The sequence below is a fragment of the Burkholderia stagnalis genome (genome assembly GCF_039848545.1).
Taxonomy (GTDB): Bacteria; Pseudomonadota; Gammaproteobacteria; order Burkholderiales; family Burkholderiaceae; genus Burkholderia; species Burkholderia stagnalis.
The window spans coordinates 340969-357985 of sequence record NZ_CP156685.1; the positions used below are offsets into that span (position 1 = coordinate 340969).

A 17017-nucleotide genomic window follows, 5' to 3' on the forward strand; every position below is an offset into this window, starting at 1 on the left:
ATCGACGATGGACAACACCCTGAAACTGCGCGTCATGCTCGACATGGTCGACAACATGACGAAGCCCCTGCAAATGATCCTGACCGGCAACAAGGGGCTGGCCGACTCGCTGAAGGCAAGCCGACGCGAGCTGGATGAGATGGCGAAGACGCAGCAGCGCGTCGGCGAGTTTCGCGAGATGCGCCGCGGCCTCGCCGATACCGAAACGGCGCTCAAGGGCGCGCGCGCACGCGTCGATGCGCTCGGCCAGGCGCTGAACGCGTCCGGCCCGCCGTCGCGCCGGATGATCCAGGATTTCGAGAGCGCGCGACGCGCGGCCGCGGACCTGGCGGCCACGCACGACCGGCAGGCCGCCAGCGTGGGGCAGTTGCGCGCGCAACTCGCCGGCGCGGGCATCGACACGCGCAACCTGTCGCGCGACGAGCGCAACCTGCGCGACACCATGGCGTCGCGCAGGTCGATGATCGACGCCGGCGTGCGCGGCTACGACGCCGAGCGCGAGCAGCGCGCCGAAGCCCGGCGCGCGCGGATCGAATCGCTGCGCGGCGTCGGCGAGAAGATGGCCGCGCGCGGCAAGGCCATCACCGGCACCGGCAAGGAGATGTTCGGCATGCTGTCCGAGCCGATCGACGCCGCGAAGCAGGCCGAAAGCGAAACGCTGCGCATCCGCGCGATGGGTGCGTCGGCCGACGCGGTGAAGTTCGCGCGCGCGCAGCAGGCGTACGGCCAGTCGACCGTCGACAACCTGACCCTGATGCGCGAGGCGCTGGCGGAAGTGGGCGGCGACGAGGCGCGCGCCAAGGTCGCGATGCCGCTGCTCGCGGACATGAAATTCGCGAACGAGTCGCTGTACGGCAAGGACGAGGGAAAGAAGAACGTCGAAAAGTTCATCAGCATGATGAAGGTGATCGACCTGCGCGGCGGCACCAAGGACGAGGCGGCGTTGGGCGCCGAAGCCGACATCGTGCAGAAGATGATGACGGCGACCGGCGCCAAGGTCAGCGGCGACGAGTGGGGCAAGTTCGCCGACGAGGGCGGCGATGCCGCCAAGAAGCTGCGCACGGACGCGTTCTACTACCAGATGCAGCCGATCATCGAGAAGCTGGGCGGAAAGGCGGCCGGCCAGGGCCTCGCGGCCCTCTTCAAGAGCAAGGCGAGCGCGCCCGCCGTGCAGCAGCTGACGGCGCTCGGCCTGGTCGACCCGAAGCTCGTCGAGCACAACAAGAACGGCAAGATCACCGGGCTCAAGTCCGGCGCGCTGACGGGCAGCGACAAGCTGCAGGCGTCGCCGCTCGAATGGCTCGAAAAGGTGCTGCTGCCGAAACTCGCCGCCAAGGGGATCACCAGCCCCGAGAAGATCAAGGACACGATCGCGAAACTGTTCCCCGACCAGGCCGCCGGCAAGCTGCTCACGACGCTGTACGAGCAGAGCGCACAGATCCACGACACCGAGAAGCAGGCCGCCGCCACCGACGGCATCGGCGCGATGAAGGCGAAAGGCATGGAGTCGACGCAGGGCCGCGAGCTTGCGATGTACGCGCAGCTGCGCGACCTGAAGCTCGAGATCGGCGAGCGGGTCACGCCGATCTACAACAAGGCGCTCGACCTCACGGCAACCGCGATCGGGAAGGTCGTCGGGTTCATGCGCGAGCACCGCACGGCCGCGAACGTGATCGTCACCACGCTGACGGTGCTCGCCGGGTTGTTCGTCGCCGTCGGCACGCTCGCCAGCGTGTTCGGCACCGTGCTCGGATCGATCGCGGTGCTGCGCTTCGCGATGTCGATGGTCAGCGCGCTCAACATGATCAGGGTGGCGGTGGCGACAAATCCGCTGCTGCTTTTCTTCAGCGCGCTTGCAATGATCGCGGTCTACATCTGGCAGCACTGGGACACGCTCGGCCCGATGTTCATCTCGATATGGGAAGGGATCAAGGGCGCGTTCGGCGCGGCAGTCGACTGGATCGCCGCGAAATGGAACGCCACCGTCGAGTGGGTGACGGGCGCGGTGGGCGGCATCAGCGACTGGTTCAGCGGCCTCGGTGCCGGCTTGATGGAAATCGGCAGCGGCATGATTACCGCGCTGATCGACGGCATCACGAATCGCCTTGGCGCGCTGAAGGACACGATCGGCAACCTGGGCACCTCGGCGCTCGGCTGGCTCCGGGAAAAGCTCGGCCTGCAGGCGTCGGACGCGGCCGGCGACGGCGCGGCGGCCGGCGCCGCACGCGCCGCGCGCACCGTCGGCACGATCGCGACCGCCGCAAGCCTGGTCGGCACGCCCGCCTTCGCCGCCAACTCGCCCGCCGCCACCGGGCCGCTGGCGCGCTTCAATACGTCGCTCGACTACCACCAGCCGCTCAGGGCGCCGGCCGCCGCGAGCGCCGTGCCCGCGTCCGGCCCGGTCACCATCAACATCACGACGCCGCCGGGCGCCAACGAGCAAGACTTCGTTCGCGCGATGCGCGCCGAGATGGACCGCCGCGAACGCGAGAAGGCCATGCGCGCCGGCTCGCGCCTGTCCGATTGATTGTCCGCTGCAAGGAAAGGAAACCTGCCCATGATGATGTCGCTCAACCAGTTCGTCTTCAGCCTGGCGACCGCGCCGTACCGGGAGCTCAAGCGCCAGCGCAGCTGGAAGCACCCGACCAGCTCGCGCATCGGCGTGCGCGATGCGAGCCAGTTCGCCGGCGTCGGCAATGACGCGATCACCCTGTCCGGCTCGGTCGCGCCCGACAACGGCATCGGCGAGATCGCGTCGGTCGAGGCGCTCGCGCAGATGGGCGACGTCGGCGATGCCTACGTGCTCGTCGACGGCCAGGGCTATGTCTACGGCGCGTACGTCATCGAGTCGATGGACGTGACGGGCACGTATCACACGAAGGAAGGCGTGCCGCGCAAGATCGACTTCAACCTGACGCTCAAGCGCGTCGACGACAGCGCGCTGGCCGCACCGCCGCCAGCAGAAGACGACAACGCACCGGGCGACGCACCGCCGGCGATGCACGACGGAGCATCCGACCGATGAGCACCTTCGACTGCAAGCCGGGCCAACACCCGACCCGCACCGGGCGCGTCCAGCCGCAGGCCGACTACCGGATCACGCTCGACGGCCGCGACCTGTCGCGCCTGATCGCGCCGAACCTGGTCAGCCTGCAACTGACGGAATCGCGGGCCGACGAAGCCGACACGCTCGAGCTGACGGTCGACGACACGCGCAACACGTTCGCGATTCCGCTGCGCGGCGCGAACATCGATGTGTCGATCGGCTGGGTCGGCGAGCCGCTCGTCGACAAGGGCAAGTTCACCGTCGACACGGTCGAGCACACCGGCGCGCCGGACACCATCCGGATCACGGCGCGCTCGGCATCGATGACGAACGGCATGCAGGAGCGCCGCGAAAAGAGCTGGCACCAGCAGACGATCGGCGCGATCGTGCAGGCCATCGCGGCGCGCCACGGGCTGAAGACGGCCATCGACGCGACGCTCGCGCAGATCCTGATCGAGCACATCGACCAGACGCACGAATCCGACCTGTCGTTCCTGACGCGCCTCGCGAAGCGCTACGACGCCGTGATGACCGTGAAGACCCGCCACCTGCTGTTCCTGCCGATCGGCGGCGGCAAGACGGCGAGCGGCAGGCCGCTCGACGTGCTGCCGCTCACGCGCGCGAGCGGCGACCAGCATCACTACAAGATCGAGCAGCGCGACAGCTACGCGGCCGTGCGCGCGAACTACCACTCGAACGGCAAGGCGCAGCGCAAGTCGGTGGTGGTCGGCGACGAGAAGGGCAAGAACACGAAGGTGCTGCCGCAGGACTATGCGACCGAAGCAGAAGCGCGCGCGGCCGCGCAGGCCGAATTCAGGCGCATCCAGCGCCTTCAGGCGACGATGACCTACGCGCTCGCGCTCGGCCGGCCCGAGCTGTTTCCGGAGATGCCCGTCAGCGTGTCTGGGTTCAAGCCGGAAATCGACGACACGCCGTGGCTCGTGAAGAAGGCGACGCACAAGTTCGCCGATACGGGCTTCACGACGGAACTCGAGCTCGAGGTGCGCGACGATTCGAAGAACAAGAAGGACAAGCAGGACAAGTCGCACCGCAAGCCGGCCGGCAAGCCCTGACGGCGCGTCGTTCGATCGGGCACGCGGGGCATTCAGGCGAGGGGGGAAAGGCGCGGAAACGCGCGACTGACGTGTGGAGGGAAGAAGGGCCGGACGGAAAGCCGGCCTGCGTGGCGATTCCGGATCCCGTTCGCGTGGCGCAGCGCACGCGCAGCCGGGAGCGGGCGCCGCACGTCGTCGCGTAACCCGGTCGCGACGGTGCGGCTTGGTCGACGCTCAGCGCGCCTGCTGGCTCACGCCGAGATTCAGGCGCGCGTCTCGCCCGTCGTCGGGCGGCGCCAGCGTGGCGCGCGCATTGCGCAGGTTCGCCATCGCCTGCAACGCGGCCTCGAGCACCTGGCCGACCGACTGCATCGCGCAGTCGATCGCGGCATGCGCGTCGGCCCGTTCGTCGTCGGTCAGGTTCGTACGACATTGCGGCGAGAACGCCGGCGCCCCGCCTGTGTCCGCATGATGATCAGCAGGCGCCGCCGCGCCAGTCGTACTGTTGTTGTGCTGCATGTCGCTGTTCATTCTTCCGGTCTCCACAAACACAATCATCGACCGCAAGGCCGCCCGACACGACGGGGTAGCCTCGGAATTCCCACCGTCGCCAGCCTCACCGGCTTTCAGAATGCTAAACCAATACTGTATGGATATACAGTGATTGTTCGGATTTTATCCGATGTGTCAGGAGCATGTTTTCAGGATTAAGCACGCCGCGACCTGCCCGGTTCGGGCCGATGGCCGACGGGTTCCCGGCCGCTCGCCGGCGCGCCGGCGAACGCGCCGGCCGCGCGCCGCGGCTACTTGCCCGATCCCTTCGCCGCCCGCTCGGCCTTCAGCCGCTCGAGCTCGGCCTTCGCGCGATCGACGTTCTCGGCGGTGCGCTGATCGAGTGCCGCACGGCGATTCTCCGGCAGGCGCTTCGCTCGCCGCGGCGTGGCCGGCTGCAGCATCGCGCCCGTGTTGATGCAGCTCGTGAGGAACGCATGCAGCGATGCCTTGCCGGCGTCGTTGAGCTGCCGGTACATCGCGAGCACGTCGGCCTCGTCCGCGTCGCGGGCGCCCTGCTCCGCCGCCGCGCCGCCGGCGGCCCGTTCGCCGGTCAGCACGTAGCCGATGTCGACGCCGATCTCGCGAACGGCCAGCAGATAGGCCGCATCCGGCGCGCGTTCGTCCGACTCATATGCGGACTGCGAGCGTCTCGCGACGCCGCCTACCGTCGCAAACTCGTCCTGGCTGAGCCCGATCCGCAAGCGCTCATCCCGCAAGCGACTTCCGATATGTGCCATAAATTACCCATTAACAATTGACGAGCTGTTTTTTGCTCATTACACTGGCCTTACCGTAACGCAAGACTAACTCTCCAAAGTATACCGACCATGACCACCACCTCAGGCCCGCGCCGTTCGCCGCGCGGCACGATGTCGGACAAGCCCGTCTACGTCGGGCTGACGCCCGCCGAACGCGGCGAGCTCGAGCAGCTCGCCGCGCAGCGCAACCGCTCGATGTCGAGCATGGCGCGCGAACTGATCCGCATCGGCGCGAGCCACCTGCGCGCGATCGCCGCGCCCCGCTCGCGCACCGCACGCCGATGAAGCTGCGCGCCTTCATGCCCCCCGATCCCGCACGCGCCCGCCTGCACGCCAGATCCGGTGTGCCGATTCTGCCGCGCATCCGCGCGCGTGCCCATTCGCCGATCGGCCAACGTTGCAGCGCGCCGGCACGCCCGCGCGCGGTCTCTCGCCCGGAGTAACACGAAATGCGAATCCTGAACCGCTGCCCGCACTGCCGCACGCGCGCCACCGCGCGCAGCAGCCGCGAAATGTCGCTGACCTTCCGCGAAATCACCTTCCAGTGCACCAACCCCGAGTGCGGCCACACGTACGTCGTGAACATGGAGTTCGCCCGCACGCTGTCGCCGTCCGCGATCCCGAACCTGTCGCTGCAGCTGCCGCTCTCGCCGCACGTGCGCGAGCGCATGGCCGCGCAGCTCGAGCTGCCCGTCTGACGCCGTAGGGCCGGTTCTCGCGAACGACCGGCCGCTGCAGCCCCGCTCCCTGCTGGTCCCTCGCATCGTGCCTGTGCGGCGCGAGGGATTGCTTTTGCCGTCGAAAAGGACACCGATGACCTCGACCCGCCCTGGCCGCGCGATGCGCGAGCCGATGTTTCACCGCTTCGCGCCGCGCACCGGCGCGTTCGCCGGGGAGGCGCGCACATGAACCGCCACCCCGCCCCCGCACCGCACGACGCGGCACTGCGCGCCGCCATCGAGGCGGCCGCCGACGCGCTGAGCTTCGACCACCCGGCCGACAGCGCCGCGCGGCAGTGCGCACTCGCCCGCTTCGTCGCCGCCCTCGGCGATCGCCTCGCGCTCGGCTTCCCGCACGCCGCCGCCGCGCTGCATGCGCTCGCCGCGTCGCCCGCCACCACAGGCAATCCGGTGCACGCGCTGCGCCGTCAATTCGAGCAACAGCAATAAACCCGCAACGACGATGGCCACGATCGACGAACTGAAACAGCGCATCGACCTGCACGACCTCGCCGGCCGCCTCGGCCTGCAGCGCGGCCGCGGCGGCGACAAGGCGCTCTACCACTCGCCGCAGCACGAGGACCGCAGCCCGTCCCTGTCGATCTTCGTGAACCACCCGAAGCACGGCAGCGGCTGGCGCGACCACAGCGCCGACGCCGGCGGCTCGTGCATCGACCTCGTGATGCACGCGCGCGGCGGCACCGTCGCCGACGCCGTGCGCTACCTCCATGACGCCTACGGGATCCCCGCCGACCGGCCGGCGCCGGCGGAGCGCCGCGAGAAATCGACCGTCGAATACATCGCCGACCGGTGCCTCGCCGAGCGCGACCGCGTGCGCGCGTACCTCGGCGGCCGCGGCATTGCCGACTCGGCGATCGACGCGGCGCTCGCCGCGCGCACGCTCGGCTTCAACGCATGGACGAGCCCGAAGGTCGCCGCCGGCGACGTCGGCCACGGCGGCCCGGCTGCCGCGTTCGTGGTGCGCGCGCCCGGCGACGCGCGCGTGGTCGCGGTGGACATGCGCTACGTCGACCCCGCGCTCAACGGCGGCGTAAAGACGCAGACCCAGGGCGACAAGGCCGGCTACGGCTGGACCGCCGATGCGCGCCGGCTCGAGCGCGCGAAGCGCGTGTACCTCGTCGAGAGCGCGATCAACGCGCTGTCGGTCGACACCTGCGCGCTGCCCGGCACGGCCGCGCTCGCGCTGCGCGGCCTCGCGAACGTCGACGCGATCGACTTCGCGTTCCTGCGCGGCAAGCAGGTCGTGATCTGCCTCGACAACGACGAGCCGTTCGCGGACGGCCACCCGCGCGCCGGCCGCCGCCCCGGCCCGGAAGCCGCGTGGGCCCTGTACGAGCGGCTCACCGCGCTGAACATCAGCGCGGTGCTCGTCGACCAGGCCGGCTGGCTCGCGGACCTCGCGGACGGCGAGAAGACGCGACAGCCCATCAACGACGTGAACGACTACCTGCAGCTGCGCGGCCCGGCCGAGCTGACCCGCGCGCTCGAGCAGCTCGAACCGTGGCTGATCGCGGGCCTCGCCGGCGACGCCACGCGCCGCGGCCGGCCGCGCATCTTCCTGCCGCCGCACGATTTCGCGCAGTACTGGCGCTTCCGCACGCGGCCGGATTTCACGAGCTACATCACGAAAATGGACCGCAACGAGGAATCCGGCGTCGAAACGCCCGTGATGACGGACCTGTGCGGCTTCCGCATCGCCGGCATCAGCCGCGTGTCGGTCGCGAGCGCGACGTCGACGATGACGGGCGACGCCGACCAGGCGCCCACCGTCTACTTCGCCGTCTCCGTTCAAGCGCCGCGCCACGGCGCGCAGCTGATCCGCCGCGTGATGCTCGACGACCAGCTGCACAACGTCGACCAGTGGGGCAAGTTCGGCCCGATCTGGGCGCCGGCGCCGTTCAAGCGGATGGTCAACATCCTCGAGCGCGGCGCGGATCTCGGCGCGCGCCAGGCCGCGAATTTCGTCGGGCTCGCGTGGCGCGACGGCCGGCTGATCGTCAACGAAGGCCCCGACTGCTACTTCACCGAAGCGGACAAGCAGTGCCCGTATCACAACCTGACGTTCCCGAGCGGCCCGGTCGGCGACGCGCGCCGCGTGATCACCGCGTACCAGGCGACGTTCCGGCAGAACGCCGCGACCATCCCGCTCGTGTGGGCGCTCGGCGGCCACCTGAAGGCGCTGCTCGGCTTCTGGCCGCACATCACGATCCAGGCGAACAAGGGCGCGGGCAAGTCGACGCTGATCAAGCGGCTCGAGCGCTCGCTCGCGTTCACGATGTTTTCCGGGCAGTCACTGCAGACCGAGTTCCGGCTGCTGACCAGCATCAGCCACACGAGCCACCCGGTCGGCTGGGAAGAACTGTCCGCGCGCCGGCAGGACGTGATCGACAAGGCGGTCGGGCTGCTGCAGGAGAACTACCAGTACACGGTGACGCGGCGCGGCGCCGAGATGACCGAATACCTGCTGTGCGCGCCGGTGATGCTGGCCGGCGAGGACGTGCCGGTGCGCAGCCTGCTTGGCAAGCTCGTGCGCACGACGCTGACCGGCAAGCGCGGCCCGCTGCTGCCCGACGACCTGCCGCGCTTCCCGGTGCGGCAATGGCTCGCGTTCCTCGCGGGCCTCGACCGGCGCGCGGCGCTCGAGCAGTACGCGACGCTGCGCGACAAGGCGCTGGCCCACTGCCGCGCGAGCGGCGAGGACGACGGCGCGCGGCGCATGGCCGGCAACTACGCGGCCGTCGCGCTCGCGTGGCGCTACCTGTGCGAATTCGCCGGCATGGACCCGAGCGAAGGCGACTTCCCGCGCGACCTGATCGCCGAGATGAACGGCCACGTCGCCGAGACGAGCGCCGATCGGGAGCCGTGGGTATGGATCATGGAAACGGTGCTGTCGGAGATCGACGGCGGCAACTACCAGCATCCGTACACGTTCGACACCGTCGACGGCGAGTTCTGCCTACTGCTGCGCACGGGGCACGTGATGGATCACATCGCGCACACGAGCGCGCTGCGCGACAAGTGGAACGGGCTGCCGGTGAAGTCCGACCGCGTGTTCAAGGCGCAGCTCAAGCACGCGGGCGTGGTCGTCGGCGACAAGGAGGTCGAGCGCCGCATCTATACGCGGCGCGTCGCGCACCTCGTGCCGGTGTCGCTCGAGCGCCTGGCCGCGTTCGGGCTGTACGTCGCAGTGCGCGAGGATCTCGCGACCGATGCGCGGCAAGGAGCGCGCGCATGAGCCGCGCCCGGACGATGCAGCGGCTGCGCCCGGGCGTCGATGGCCGCGGGGGCGGCGCAGGCAGCGCAAAAAACCCGTGGCTTTCGTGGGCGCGCGCTCCTAAGTGCTTGATTTCAGAAGAAAGTGCCGCCACGCGTCACTCGGTTTTCGCCACGGGTCGGGCCGTTTTTGCCACGCGTGCGGTTTCCGTGGCGAGCGCCGTCGCCCCTTCCCTTCTTCTCTCTAATTCATTGAAAAAGAAGAAGAAAGAACAGGGAGAGAGGCACGGAATCCGTCCGGCGGCCGTGCCACGGGTGATCGACGATTTGCCACGGGTCGGCGCGCCTGCCTGTTTTTCGTGCCACGGGTCGGCAACGGTATCCACGGCTGACCCGTGGCGCATCGCGGCATAGCTATCCCATAAAAATCATACGGTTATGAAAGCAATGGGCCAGAACCACGAATCCACGGGTTGCGCTGCGTGTGCGCCCCCCGCGCAGGGCGCCGACGCGTCGCCGCTGCACACGATCGACCTGCTCGGCGCGGCGGCGATGCTCGGCGCCCATCCCGAGACGGTGCGCCTGAAAGCCAAAGCCGGCGCGCTGCCGGGCCGCAAGGTCGGCAAGCGCTGGATGTTCTCGACCGTCGCCCTGCAGCGCTACCTCGCCGGAGAATGGCTCCCGCGCGGCGCGCAGGGCGATCAGCAGGAGGAAGTTGAACCTTGTCGCTCTACAAACGCAAAACCAGCCCGAACTGGCAATACAAGCTGTACCCCCCTGGCGGCGGAACGCCGGTACAGGGAAGCACTGGCACCAGCAACAAGGAGCAGGCCCAGGAATTCCACGACCGCCTGAAGGTGGACCTGTGGAACCAGGCGCGGCTAGGCAGGAAGCCGCGCTACACGTGGAACGATGCGGTCGTGCGCTACGTCGGCGAGCGCGACGGGCTGCCGAGCCTGGAAACGTCGAAGACGCACCTGCGCTGGCTCGACCGGCACCTCGCCGGCGTCGCGCTGGCCGACATCGACCGCGACCGCGTCGACGCGATCGCACTGGAGAAGCGCCGCGAGCCGCTCGTGATCCGCACGAAGCGCGGGATCGTGACGACCGACCGGACCGCCAGCGCCGGCACGGTGCGCCGCGTGATCGGCGTGTTGAAGGCCGTGCTGAACGCGGCCGTCGAGTGGGAATGGCTGGACCGCGCGCCGGTGACGAAGCGCGCGAAGGTCGTGCAGAAGCGGATCCGCTGGCTGAACCAGGCGGAAGCGGAACGGCTGCTGGCCGAGTTGCCCGGCCACCTGGCCGAGATGGCGCGCTTCAGCCTCGAGACGGGGCTGCGCCGCTCGAACGTGACGGGGCTGCAGTGGTCGCAGGTCGATATCGCGCGACGCGTCGCGTGGATTCACCCGGACCAGGCGAAGGCGAAGAAGGCGATCACGGTGCCGCTGTCGGACACGGCGATCGCGGTGCTGAGCCGCCAGCGCGCGCACGAGCGTGCGCCCGGCTGCGCGGACCACGTGTTCGTGTACCAGGGCAAGCCGGTCTACCAGACCGCGACGGCCGCCTGGCGCAAGGCGCTGGCACGCGCTCGCATCCGCGATTTCCGCTGGCACGACCTGCGGCACACGTGGGCGAGCTGGCACGTGCAGCGCGGCACGCCGCTCCAGGTGCTGAAGGAGCTGGGCGGCTGGGAAACGATGGAGATGGTGCAGCGGTACGCGCACCTGTCGGCGGATCACCTGGCGCAGTGGGTCACGCCGCTGACGGCCGAGCCCGCGCCGATGCTGGCTGCAATTTAGCTGCAACGAAGGTGCCTGACGAGGGGAGGAAACCGCTGAGAGACTGACTAGACTTGGCGCGCCCGGCTGGGATCGAACCAGCAACCCCTGCCTTCGGAGGGCAGTACTCTATCCATTGAGCTACGGGCGCCTGTGACAGTGGAGCGACCCCGAATAATCGGCCGCCCACGAATGGCAAGACGGCAAGGATACCCGGTTTCCCATGACGCGTCCACCTTGTCGCCGAATCGGCCGCCGGGCGGGCTCGGTGCGGGTAAACACGCGCCTTCGCGCCGCTCCCCGTGATGTAAACGTTCCGTCTATAATCGTCCGTGCTTCTTTGGACAGCCATTTTGCCGTTGCACCGCTCACAATTCCTATTCACGGAGACGAGGCAAGCATGAGCGAAGCACCCCACGAATCTCCCGTCAAAACGCCCGGGCAGCTGATTGCCCTGATCATCGCGTCGTTCGCGGTTCCGATCGTCATCATCATCCTGTTCGCCACCTACGCCAACGTTGCGTTCCGTTCCGGAGCGGGCACCGACGCGCTGTCCGACGAACAGGTCGCGAAGCGCATCGCGCCACTCGCGCAGGTCGACGTGAAGGACGCCAACGCGCCACGCACCTACAAGACCGGCGAGGCAGTGTACAAGGCGGTCTGCGTGACCTGCCACGGCACGGGCGCCGCCGGCGCGCCGAAGTTCGGCAGCAAGGACGACTGGGCGCCGCGCATCTCGCAGGGCTTCGACACGCTGCTGAAAACGGCGCTGGCCGGCAAGGGCGCGATGCCACCGCGCGGCGGCACGAGCCCCGACGACTACAGCGACTACGAAATTGCCCGCGCGATCGTCTACATGGCGAACAACGACGGCGCGAACTTCCCCGAACCGGCCGCGCCGGCCGCCAACGCGCCGCAGGCCGCGAGTGCCGCAGCGGGCGCATCGGGCGCGGCCGACGCCGCGAACGCGCAGATCGCCGCCGCGCAGGCCGCGCTTGCCGCGATCCCGAAGGCCGGCGAAAAGCCCGCGGCCGCGCCGACGAGCGCCGACGCCGCGTCGGCCGGCAAGGCGCTGTACACGCAGGTCTGCCAGGCCTGCCACGCGGCCGGCGTGCTCGGCGCACCGAAGTTCGGCAGCAAGGAGGACTGGGCGCCGCGCCTGAAGGAATCGATGGACACGGTCTACAACTACGCGCTGCACGGCAAGGGCGCGATGCCGCCGAAGGGCGGATCGACCGCGTCGGACGCCGACGTGAAGGCCGCCGTCGACTACATGGTCAACGCGTCGAAGTAAGCGCCGCCGCAACGAAAAACCCCCGCGCTGCGCGAGCATCGCGGGGGTTTTGCTTGACCTTGACCGTCCGTCACACGGCCGCGATCACTTCTGCAGCAGCGCCTTCAGGCTCGCAAGCCGGTCCTTCGGCGACATCGGCGCTTCCTCGGGCGTCGGCGGCGGCGCATCGTCGAGCCCCATCTCGGGGATGAAGCGCGATGCCTCGCAGACCACCGTCTCCCGCGCCCGCTTGCGCTTCTTGCACCAGTTCAGGTGCAGGCTGCGCTGCGCGCGCGTGATCGCGACGTACATCAGCCGGCGCTCCTCCTCGATCCGCTCGCTGTCGATCGGGCCGTCGTCCTCGCTGCCGCCGCGATGCGGCATGATGCCTTCCTCCACGCCGACCAGGAACACGTGCGGATACTCGAGCCCTTTCGACGCGTGGACCGTCGACAGCCGCACCGCGTCAGGGTCCTCGTCCTTGCCTTCGAGCATCGACATCAGCGCGACGGTCTGGATCAGGCCGAGCAGGTTCTTGCCGGTGTCGGCAAGCCCGTCCGCGTTGTGGAAGCCTTCGGCCTCGCCGTCGACGGCTTCGGCCGCCTCCGGCTTGGTGCCCTTGCGCTTCAGCCATTCGAGGAATTCGAGCACGTTCTGCCACTTCGACTGCGCCTGCCGTTCGTCGAACGCGTCGTACAGGTAGGCCTCGTAGTGGATCGCCTCCATCATGTCGTCGAGCACGACGGTCGCGGGCTCCTTGTCCGCGCGGTCGGTCAGGCGCTGGATGAAGTCGCAGAACATCCGCAGCGGCTCGATCTGGCGCGCGGACAGCCGCGCCTCGATGCCGCCCATGTACACGGCCTCGAACAGCGACACCTTCGCCTGCCCCGCGAACGAGCCGAGCGCTTCCAGCGTGGTGTTGCCGATCCCGCGGCGCGGCGTCGTGACCGCGCGGATGAACGCGGGATCGTCATCGGCGTTCGCGATCAGCCGCAGGTACGCGCACAGGTCCTTGATCTCGGCCTTGTCGAAGAACGACTGGCCGCCCGACAGCACGTAAGGGATCCGCTCGCGCCGCAGCACCTGCTCGAAGATGCGCGCCTGGAAGTTGCCGCGATACAGGATCGCGTAGTCGCGGAACTGCGTGCGCCGCTCGAACTTGTGCGCGGACAGCCGGAACACCACCGATTCGGCCTCGTGCTCCTCGTCGTTGCACGGCGTGACGGTGATCGAATCGCCCATCCCGTGCTCGGACCACAGCTTCTTCTCGAACAGCTTCGGGTTGTTCGCGATCACGTTGTTCGCGGCGGTGAGAATGCGCACCGTCGACCGGTAGTTCTGCTCGAGCTTGACCAGGTGCAGCTTCGGAAAATCCTTGCCGAGCTGCGCGAGGTTCTCGAGCGTCGCGCCGCGCCAGCCGTAGATCGCCTGGTCGTCGTCGCCCACCGCGGTGAACGCCGCGCGCGGGCCCGCGAGCAGCTTCAGCAGCTCGTACTGGCACGCGTTGGTGTCCTGGTACTCGTCGATCAGCAGGTAGCGCAGCTTGTTCTGCCAGCGGTCGCGCACCTGCTCGTTCTTCGCGAACAGCTCGGTCGGCAGCCGGATCAGGTCGTCGAAGTCGACGGCCTGGTATGCATGCAGCGTCGCGACGTAGTTGCGGTACACGAGCGCGGCCTGATGCTCGTCCTCGTTGGCGGCGATCGTCATCGCCTCCTCGGGCGTGACGAGGCCGTTCTTCCACAGCGAGATGATGTTCTGGATCTTGCGGATCAGGCCCTTGTCGGTCGTGCCGATCTGCTCCTGGATCATCCCGAAGCAGTCGTCCGAATCCATGATCGAGAACTGCGGCTTCAGGCCGACGTGCTCGGCCTCCTGGCGCAGGATCTGCACGCCGAGCGAGTGGAACGTGCACACGGTGAGCTGGTTGACGGGCACCTTGCGGCCTTCCTTGCCGGGCGTGGTGAGCGTCTTGCCCTCGAGCAGCTTCGACACGCGCTCGCGCATTTCGGCGGCCGCCTTGTTCGTGAACGTGACGGCGGCGATGTGGCGCGGCTCGAAGCCTTTCGCTTCGATCAGGTGCGCGATCTTCTGCGTGATCACGCGGGTCTTGCCGCTGCCTGCGCCGGCGAGCACGAGGCACGGACCGTCGAGATAGCGCACCGCTTCGTTCTGGGCGGGATTGAGGCCTGCGGACATGATTGCGGATGGTGTTGCGGTTGACGGCGGGACGCCGGGAGGATGCCGTGCGCGGGGCGCGAGGTCGAGCATGCGAACGCGCGGGCAGGACGCGCATGTTAACACGCCCGGAGCGGCGAATTCCGGAGCCCCGCCGGACGGGGCCGGGCGGGCGGATCGCGGCGCGCGGGCTCTTTCGTTCAGCCGGTTTTGCGCCGCGAGGGGCGGCGCCGCACGACCATGCAGGCAGCGCGGCGGCCCCGGCCCTTTGCCCGCCCGCCCTGTTCGCCATCCCGTCCCCTTCGACGAAAAGCGACCGACCACGCATCGGCGCCATGCCAAAATAGCCGGTCGTCACCGCGCCCCTTCCGGCGCGCCGCCCTCGTTTCGCTCGTTGCCAAGGATTGCCATGTCGTCATTGCTCAGGATTGGTCTGATGGGTTTCGGTTTCGCCGGCGCGACGTTCCACGCGCCGGTGATCGCGGCGAGCGGCCGCACGCAGGTCGCCGCGATCGCCACCGGGCAGCCGGCGCGCGCGAGCGCCGCGTATCCCGATGCCCGCATCGTGGCCGACCTCGACGCGCTGCTGGCGCTCGACGACATCGAATGCGTGGTGATCGCCACGCCGAACGACACCCACTTCCCGCTCGCGCGCCGGGTGCTCGAAGCCGGCCGCCATGTGGTGGTCGACAAGCCGGTGACGCTCACCTCCGACGAGGCGCTCGCGCTCGCGCGCCTCGCGAACGCCCGCAGCCGCGTGTTCGCGCCGTTCCACAACCGCCGCTGGGACGGCGATTTCCTCACCGTGCGCCGCCTCGTCGATTCCGGCGAGCTCGGCCGCATCACGTATGTCGCGTCGCACTTCGACCGCTTCCGGCCGCAGGTGCGCGTGCGCTGGCGCGAGGAAGCCGCGCGCGGCGGCGGCCTGCTGCTCGATCTCGGCCCGCACCTGATCGACCAGGCGCTCGCGCTGTTCGGCCTGCCCGACACGGTGAGCGCGACCGTCAAGACCCGCCGCGACAACGGCACCGCGCCCGATTTCGTGCACCTGCTGCTCGGCTATCCGGACAAGGACGTCGCGCTGCACGCCAGCGCGCTGGCGGCGATCGAGCCGGCGCGCTTCACGCTGCACGGCACGCGCGGCAGCTACCAGAAGTTCGGGCTCGACACGCAGGAAGACCAGCTGAAGGCGGGGCTCACGCCCGACCACGTCGAATTCGGCGGCGGCAACCCGCCCGGCGTGCTGCGCGTGCTCGACGGCGATATCGAAACCGAGCGCCCGCTGCCGACGCTCGACGGCCAGTACGCGGAGTTCTATCGCGCGCTCGCCGCGTCGGTCCGCGACGGTGCGCCGTTCCCGGTCACGCCGCAGGACGCGGTCGACGTGATGACGATCATCGAGCTCGCCGCGCAAAGCGAGCACGACGGCCGCCGCCTGCCGTTCGTGCGCAAGACGGTCTGAAACCGCGCGCGTCGCCGCCGCCGGAACAATCCGTTACAAATGGTGCGGGAACGAAAGTCAGCGGTGCCCCGGTCTGAAGCGTTTCTCGAAAAAGTCGATCCGACACCAAACCGTCAGGAGAAAGTGATGCAACGGTTGATTCGCGCGGCAGTGTGCTGCGCCCTGGTTTCCGCGCTCGCGGCGTGTATCGTGCAGCCGCAGCAGCGTCGCCCGGCGCCCCAGCCCCGCCCCGCCCCGCAGGTCAATCCGCCGGTGGCCCCGCCGGTCAGCCCGCCGCCGCCGGTCGTCGGCTACGAGCGGATGCAGCAGATCCAGAACCGCATCGACAACCTCGGCCGCCGGATCGACGCGCGCGTCAACGGCGGCTACTACCCGCCGCCGCAGGGCGCCGCGCTGCATCGCCGGCTCGACGTGATCCGCCAGGAATCGACCGACATGGCCACGCAGCACGGCGGCGGCCTGTCGGCCGACGAGCAGCGCGTGCTGAACCAGGAACTCGACACCGCGGCGCGCGCGATCGGCGAGTGAGGCCCGCGCCGGCGGCCGGCCGGAAAGCGGCGGCGCCCGTGCCGCCGCTTGTCGCGAAGCGACAAGGATTTGACCAAATTGACAAGCCTCACCCGCTCGCGTACAGTCGCCCGCACGCGTCGGGAGAGCGCGTGACCGCATCGCTGCAACGCCGGTCGCGCCGCCGAAGGGGCACACCCGCAAACTCTCAGGCAAAAGGACCGGCCGCGTCGAAGCAACCCGCCTGCGCATCGCGCAGGCCGCGAGTTTCGCACTCTGGAGAGCGGCAGTAGCCCGTTGCGCACAAGCAGCGCGGGCAAGCTGCCCACCGAAGGGGCGCGCGTTCGCCGGGCCACGCCCGCGGCGCAATCTCTCAGGTATCGAGGACAGAGGGGCATGTACAGGACCGTCCGCAGGCCATGGGCCGCGGCAGTCGACGACATCGCCGTATTGTC

At 69.1% G+C, this 17017-nt stretch carries 16 protein-coding genes, 1 tRNA gene and 2 riboswitches; of the genes, 12 read left to right on the forward strand and 5 right to left on the reverse strand.

Features of this window, described 5'->3' with window-relative positions; genetic code table 11:
* Positions 1-7: 7 nt before the first annotated feature.
* The 3 genes from ABFO07_RS01695 to ABFO07_RS01705 are packed head-to-tail and all read left to right on the forward strand — an operon-like array spanning position 8 to position 4119.
* The gene (locus ABFO07_RS01695) at positions 8-2527 is read left to right on the forward strand and encodes a hypothetical protein (RefSeq protein ID WP_322246547.1); all 2520 of its coding nucleotides are present in this window, start codon (positions 8-10) and stop codon (positions 2525-2527) included.
* Positions 2528-2557: 30 nt separating this feature from the next.
* Positions 2558-3025: a phage tail protein gene (locus ABFO07_RS01700; protein WP_059993789.1), complete on the forward strand. Its 468-nt coding sequence runs from the start codon at positions 2558-2560 to the stop codon at positions 3023-3025.
* Positions 3022-4119, forward strand: coding sequence for a phage late control D family protein (locus ABFO07_RS01705; RefSeq protein ID WP_059923316.1), 1098 nt, complete (start codon positions 3022-3024; stop codon positions 4117-4119). Before ABFO07_RS01700 ends, ABFO07_RS01705 begins: the two co-directional genes overlap by 4 nt.
* 216 nt (positions 4120-4335) lie before the next feature.
* Here the strand turns inward: ABFO07_RS01705 and ABFO07_RS01710 are convergent, their stop codons facing one another.
* Both ABFO07_RS01710 and ABFO07_RS01715 read right to left on the reverse strand, forming a co-directional pair.
* On the reverse strand, positions 4336-4632 hold the full coding sequence (locus ABFO07_RS01710) for a hypothetical protein (RefSeq protein ID WP_059563890.1): 297 nt from the start codon (positions 4630-4632) through the stop codon (positions 4336-4338).
* Positions 4633-4904: 272 nt separating this feature from the next.
* A complete protein-coding gene (locus tag ABFO07_RS01715; RefSeq protein WP_375782264.1) occupies positions 4905-5393 on the reverse strand; it encodes a helix-turn-helix domain-containing protein in 489 nt (162 codons plus the stop codon).
* A gap of 90 nt (positions 5394-5483) precedes the next feature.
* Here ABFO07_RS01715 and ABFO07_RS01720 point away from each other — a divergent pair, with 90 nt between their 5' ends.
* From ABFO07_RS01720 to ABFO07_RS01735, 4 genes are all read left to right on the forward strand, one after another.
* Entirely contained in the window at positions 5484-5699 is a 216-nt protein-coding gene (locus ABFO07_RS01720; RefSeq protein WP_059563888.1) for a hypothetical protein, read from the forward strand.
* A gap of 164 nt (positions 5700-5863) precedes the next feature.
* Positions 5864-6112 (forward strand): ogr/Delta-like zinc finger family protein, encoded by a 249-nt coding sequence (locus tag ABFO07_RS01725; protein WP_059804212.1) that lies wholly within the window; start codon positions 5864-5866, stop codon positions 6110-6112.
* 207 nt (positions 6113-6319) lie between these two features.
* A complete protein-coding gene (locus tag ABFO07_RS01730) occupies positions 6320-6583 on the forward strand; it encodes a hypothetical protein (protein ID WP_060291327.1) in 264 nt (87 codons plus the stop codon).
* A 13-nt stretch (positions 6584-6596) separates the two neighbouring features.
* Positions 6597-9389, forward strand: a complete 2793-nt coding sequence (locus ABFO07_RS01735; protein WP_347468154.1) for a toprim domain-containing protein — start codon at positions 6597-6599, stop codon at positions 9387-9389.
* Positions 9390-9525: 136 nt separating this feature from the next.
* Here the strand turns inward: ABFO07_RS01735 and ABFO07_RS01740 are convergent, their stop codons facing one another.
* Positions 9526-9753: a hypothetical protein gene (locus ABFO07_RS01740; protein ID WP_124490501.1), complete on the reverse strand. Its 228-nt coding sequence runs from the start codon at positions 9751-9753 to the stop codon at positions 9526-9528.
* Between the two features lie 166 nt (positions 9754-9919).
* Here ABFO07_RS01740 and ABFO07_RS01745 point away from each other — a divergent pair, with 166 nt between their 5' ends.
* Together ABFO07_RS01745 and ABFO07_RS01750 are read left to right on the forward strand one after the other, a co-directional pair.
* Complete coding sequence (locus ABFO07_RS01745; protein WP_230942006.1) at positions 9920-10222, forward strand: helix-turn-helix domain-containing protein; 303 nt, start codon at positions 9920-9922, stop codon at positions 10220-10222.
* Positions 10135-11166, forward strand: a complete 1032-nt coding sequence (locus tag ABFO07_RS01750) for a tyrosine-type recombinase/integrase (RefSeq protein WP_230948360.1) — start codon at positions 10135-10137, stop codon at positions 11164-11166. Before ABFO07_RS01745 ends, ABFO07_RS01750 begins: the two co-directional genes overlap by 88 nt.
* A 54-nt stretch (positions 11167-11220) precedes the next feature.
* On the opposite strand, the gene ABFO07_RS01755 is transcribed toward ABFO07_RS01750, so the two are convergent.
* A tRNA-Arg gene (locus ABFO07_RS01755) sits at positions 11221-11296 on the reverse strand.
* Positions 11297-11545: 249 nt separating this feature from the next.
* Here ABFO07_RS01755 and ABFO07_RS01760 point away from each other — a divergent pair.
* Positions 11546-12439: a c-type cytochrome gene (locus ABFO07_RS01760; RefSeq protein ID WP_059563883.1), complete on the forward strand. Its 894-nt coding sequence runs from the start codon at positions 11546-11548 to the stop codon at positions 12437-12439.
* 84 nt (positions 12440-12523) lie between these two features.
* Here ABFO07_RS01760 and ABFO07_RS01765 read toward each other — a convergent pair whose 3' ends face one another.
* Entirely contained in the window at positions 12524-14614 is a 2091-nt protein-coding gene (locus ABFO07_RS01765) for a UvrD-helicase domain-containing protein (protein ID WP_059882274.1), read from the reverse strand.
* A gap of 388 nt (positions 14615-15002) precedes the next feature.
* Between ABFO07_RS01765 and ABFO07_RS01770 the strand changes: the two genes are divergently transcribed.
* Together ABFO07_RS01770 and ABFO07_RS01775 are read left to right on the forward strand one after the other, a co-directional pair.
* Positions 15003-16055 carry an oxidoreductase gene (locus ABFO07_RS01770; protein ID WP_059892130.1) on the forward strand — a complete coding sequence of 351 codons (1053 nt, stop codon included), beginning with the start codon at positions 15003-15005 and terminating at the stop codon, positions 16053-16055.
* A 126-nt stretch (positions 16056-16181) separates the two neighbouring features.
* A complete protein-coding gene (locus ABFO07_RS01775; protein WP_059563880.1) occupies positions 16182-16583 on the forward strand; it encodes a hypothetical protein in 402 nt (133 codons plus the stop codon).
* A 111-nt stretch (positions 16584-16694) separates the two neighbouring features.
* A riboswitch (glycine riboswitch) is annotated at positions 16695-16796 on the forward strand.
* 32 nt (positions 16797-16828) lie between these two features.
* Positions 16829-16962: riboswitch (glycine riboswitch) on the forward strand.
* Positions 16963-17017: the final 55 nt, after the last annotated feature.

What these genes read in the sequence shown, in the direction of transcription:
- ABFO07_RS01745 (WP_230942006.1), top strand. Translation starts at nt 9,920, where the DNA reads ATGCTCGGCGCCCATCCCGAGACGGTGCGCCTGAAAGCCAAAGCCGGC.
- ABFO07_RS01770 (WP_059892130.1), top strand. Translation starts at nt 15,003, where the DNA reads ATGTCGTCATTGCTCAGGATTGGTCTGATGGGTTTCGGTTTCGCCGGC.
- ABFO07_RS01695 (WP_322246547.1), top strand. Translation starts at nt 8, where the DNA reads ATGGACAACACCCTGAAACTGCGCGTCATGCTCGACATGGTCGACAAC.
- ABFO07_RS01760 (WP_059563883.1), top strand. Translation starts at nt 11,546, where the DNA reads ATGAGCGAAGCACCCCACGAATCTCCCGTCAAAACGCCCGGGCAGCTG.
- ABFO07_RS01735 (WP_347468154.1), top strand. Translation starts at nt 6,597, where the DNA reads ATGGCCACGATCGACGAACTGAAACAGCGCATCGACCTGCACGACCTC.
- ABFO07_RS01775 (WP_059563880.1), top strand. Translation starts at nt 16,182, where the DNA reads ATGCAACGGTTGATTCGCGCGGCAGTGTGCTGCGCCCTGGTTTCCGCG.
- ABFO07_RS01705 (WP_059923316.1), top strand. Translation starts at nt 3,022, where the DNA reads ATGAGCACCTTCGACTGCAAGCCGGGCCAACACCCGACCCGCACCGGG.
- ABFO07_RS01715 (WP_375782264.1), bottom strand. Translation starts at nt 5,393, where the DNA reads ATGGCACATATCGGAAGTCGCTTGCGGGATGAGCGCTTGCGGATCGGG.
- ABFO07_RS01765 (WP_059882274.1), bottom strand. Translation starts at nt 14,614, where the DNA reads ATGTCCGCAGGCCTCAATCCCGCCCAGAACGAAGCGGTGCGCTATCTC.
- ABFO07_RS01710 (WP_059563890.1), bottom strand. Translation starts at nt 4,632, where the DNA reads ATGAACAGCGACATGCAGCACAACAACAGTACGACTGGCGCGGCGGCG.
- ABFO07_RS01720 (WP_059563888.1), top strand. Translation starts at nt 5,484, where the DNA reads ATGACCACCACCTCAGGCCCGCGCCGTTCGCCGCGCGGCACGATGTCG.
- ABFO07_RS01730 (WP_060291327.1), top strand. Translation starts at nt 6,320, where the DNA reads ATGAACCGCCACCCCGCCCCCGCACCGCACGACGCGGCACTGCGCGCC.
- ABFO07_RS01700 (WP_059993789.1), top strand. Translation starts at nt 2,558, where the DNA reads ATGATGATGTCGCTCAACCAGTTCGTCTTCAGCCTGGCGACCGCGCCG.
- ABFO07_RS01725 (WP_059804212.1), top strand. Translation starts at nt 5,864, where the DNA reads ATGCGAATCCTGAACCGCTGCCCGCACTGCCGCACGCGCGCCACCGCG.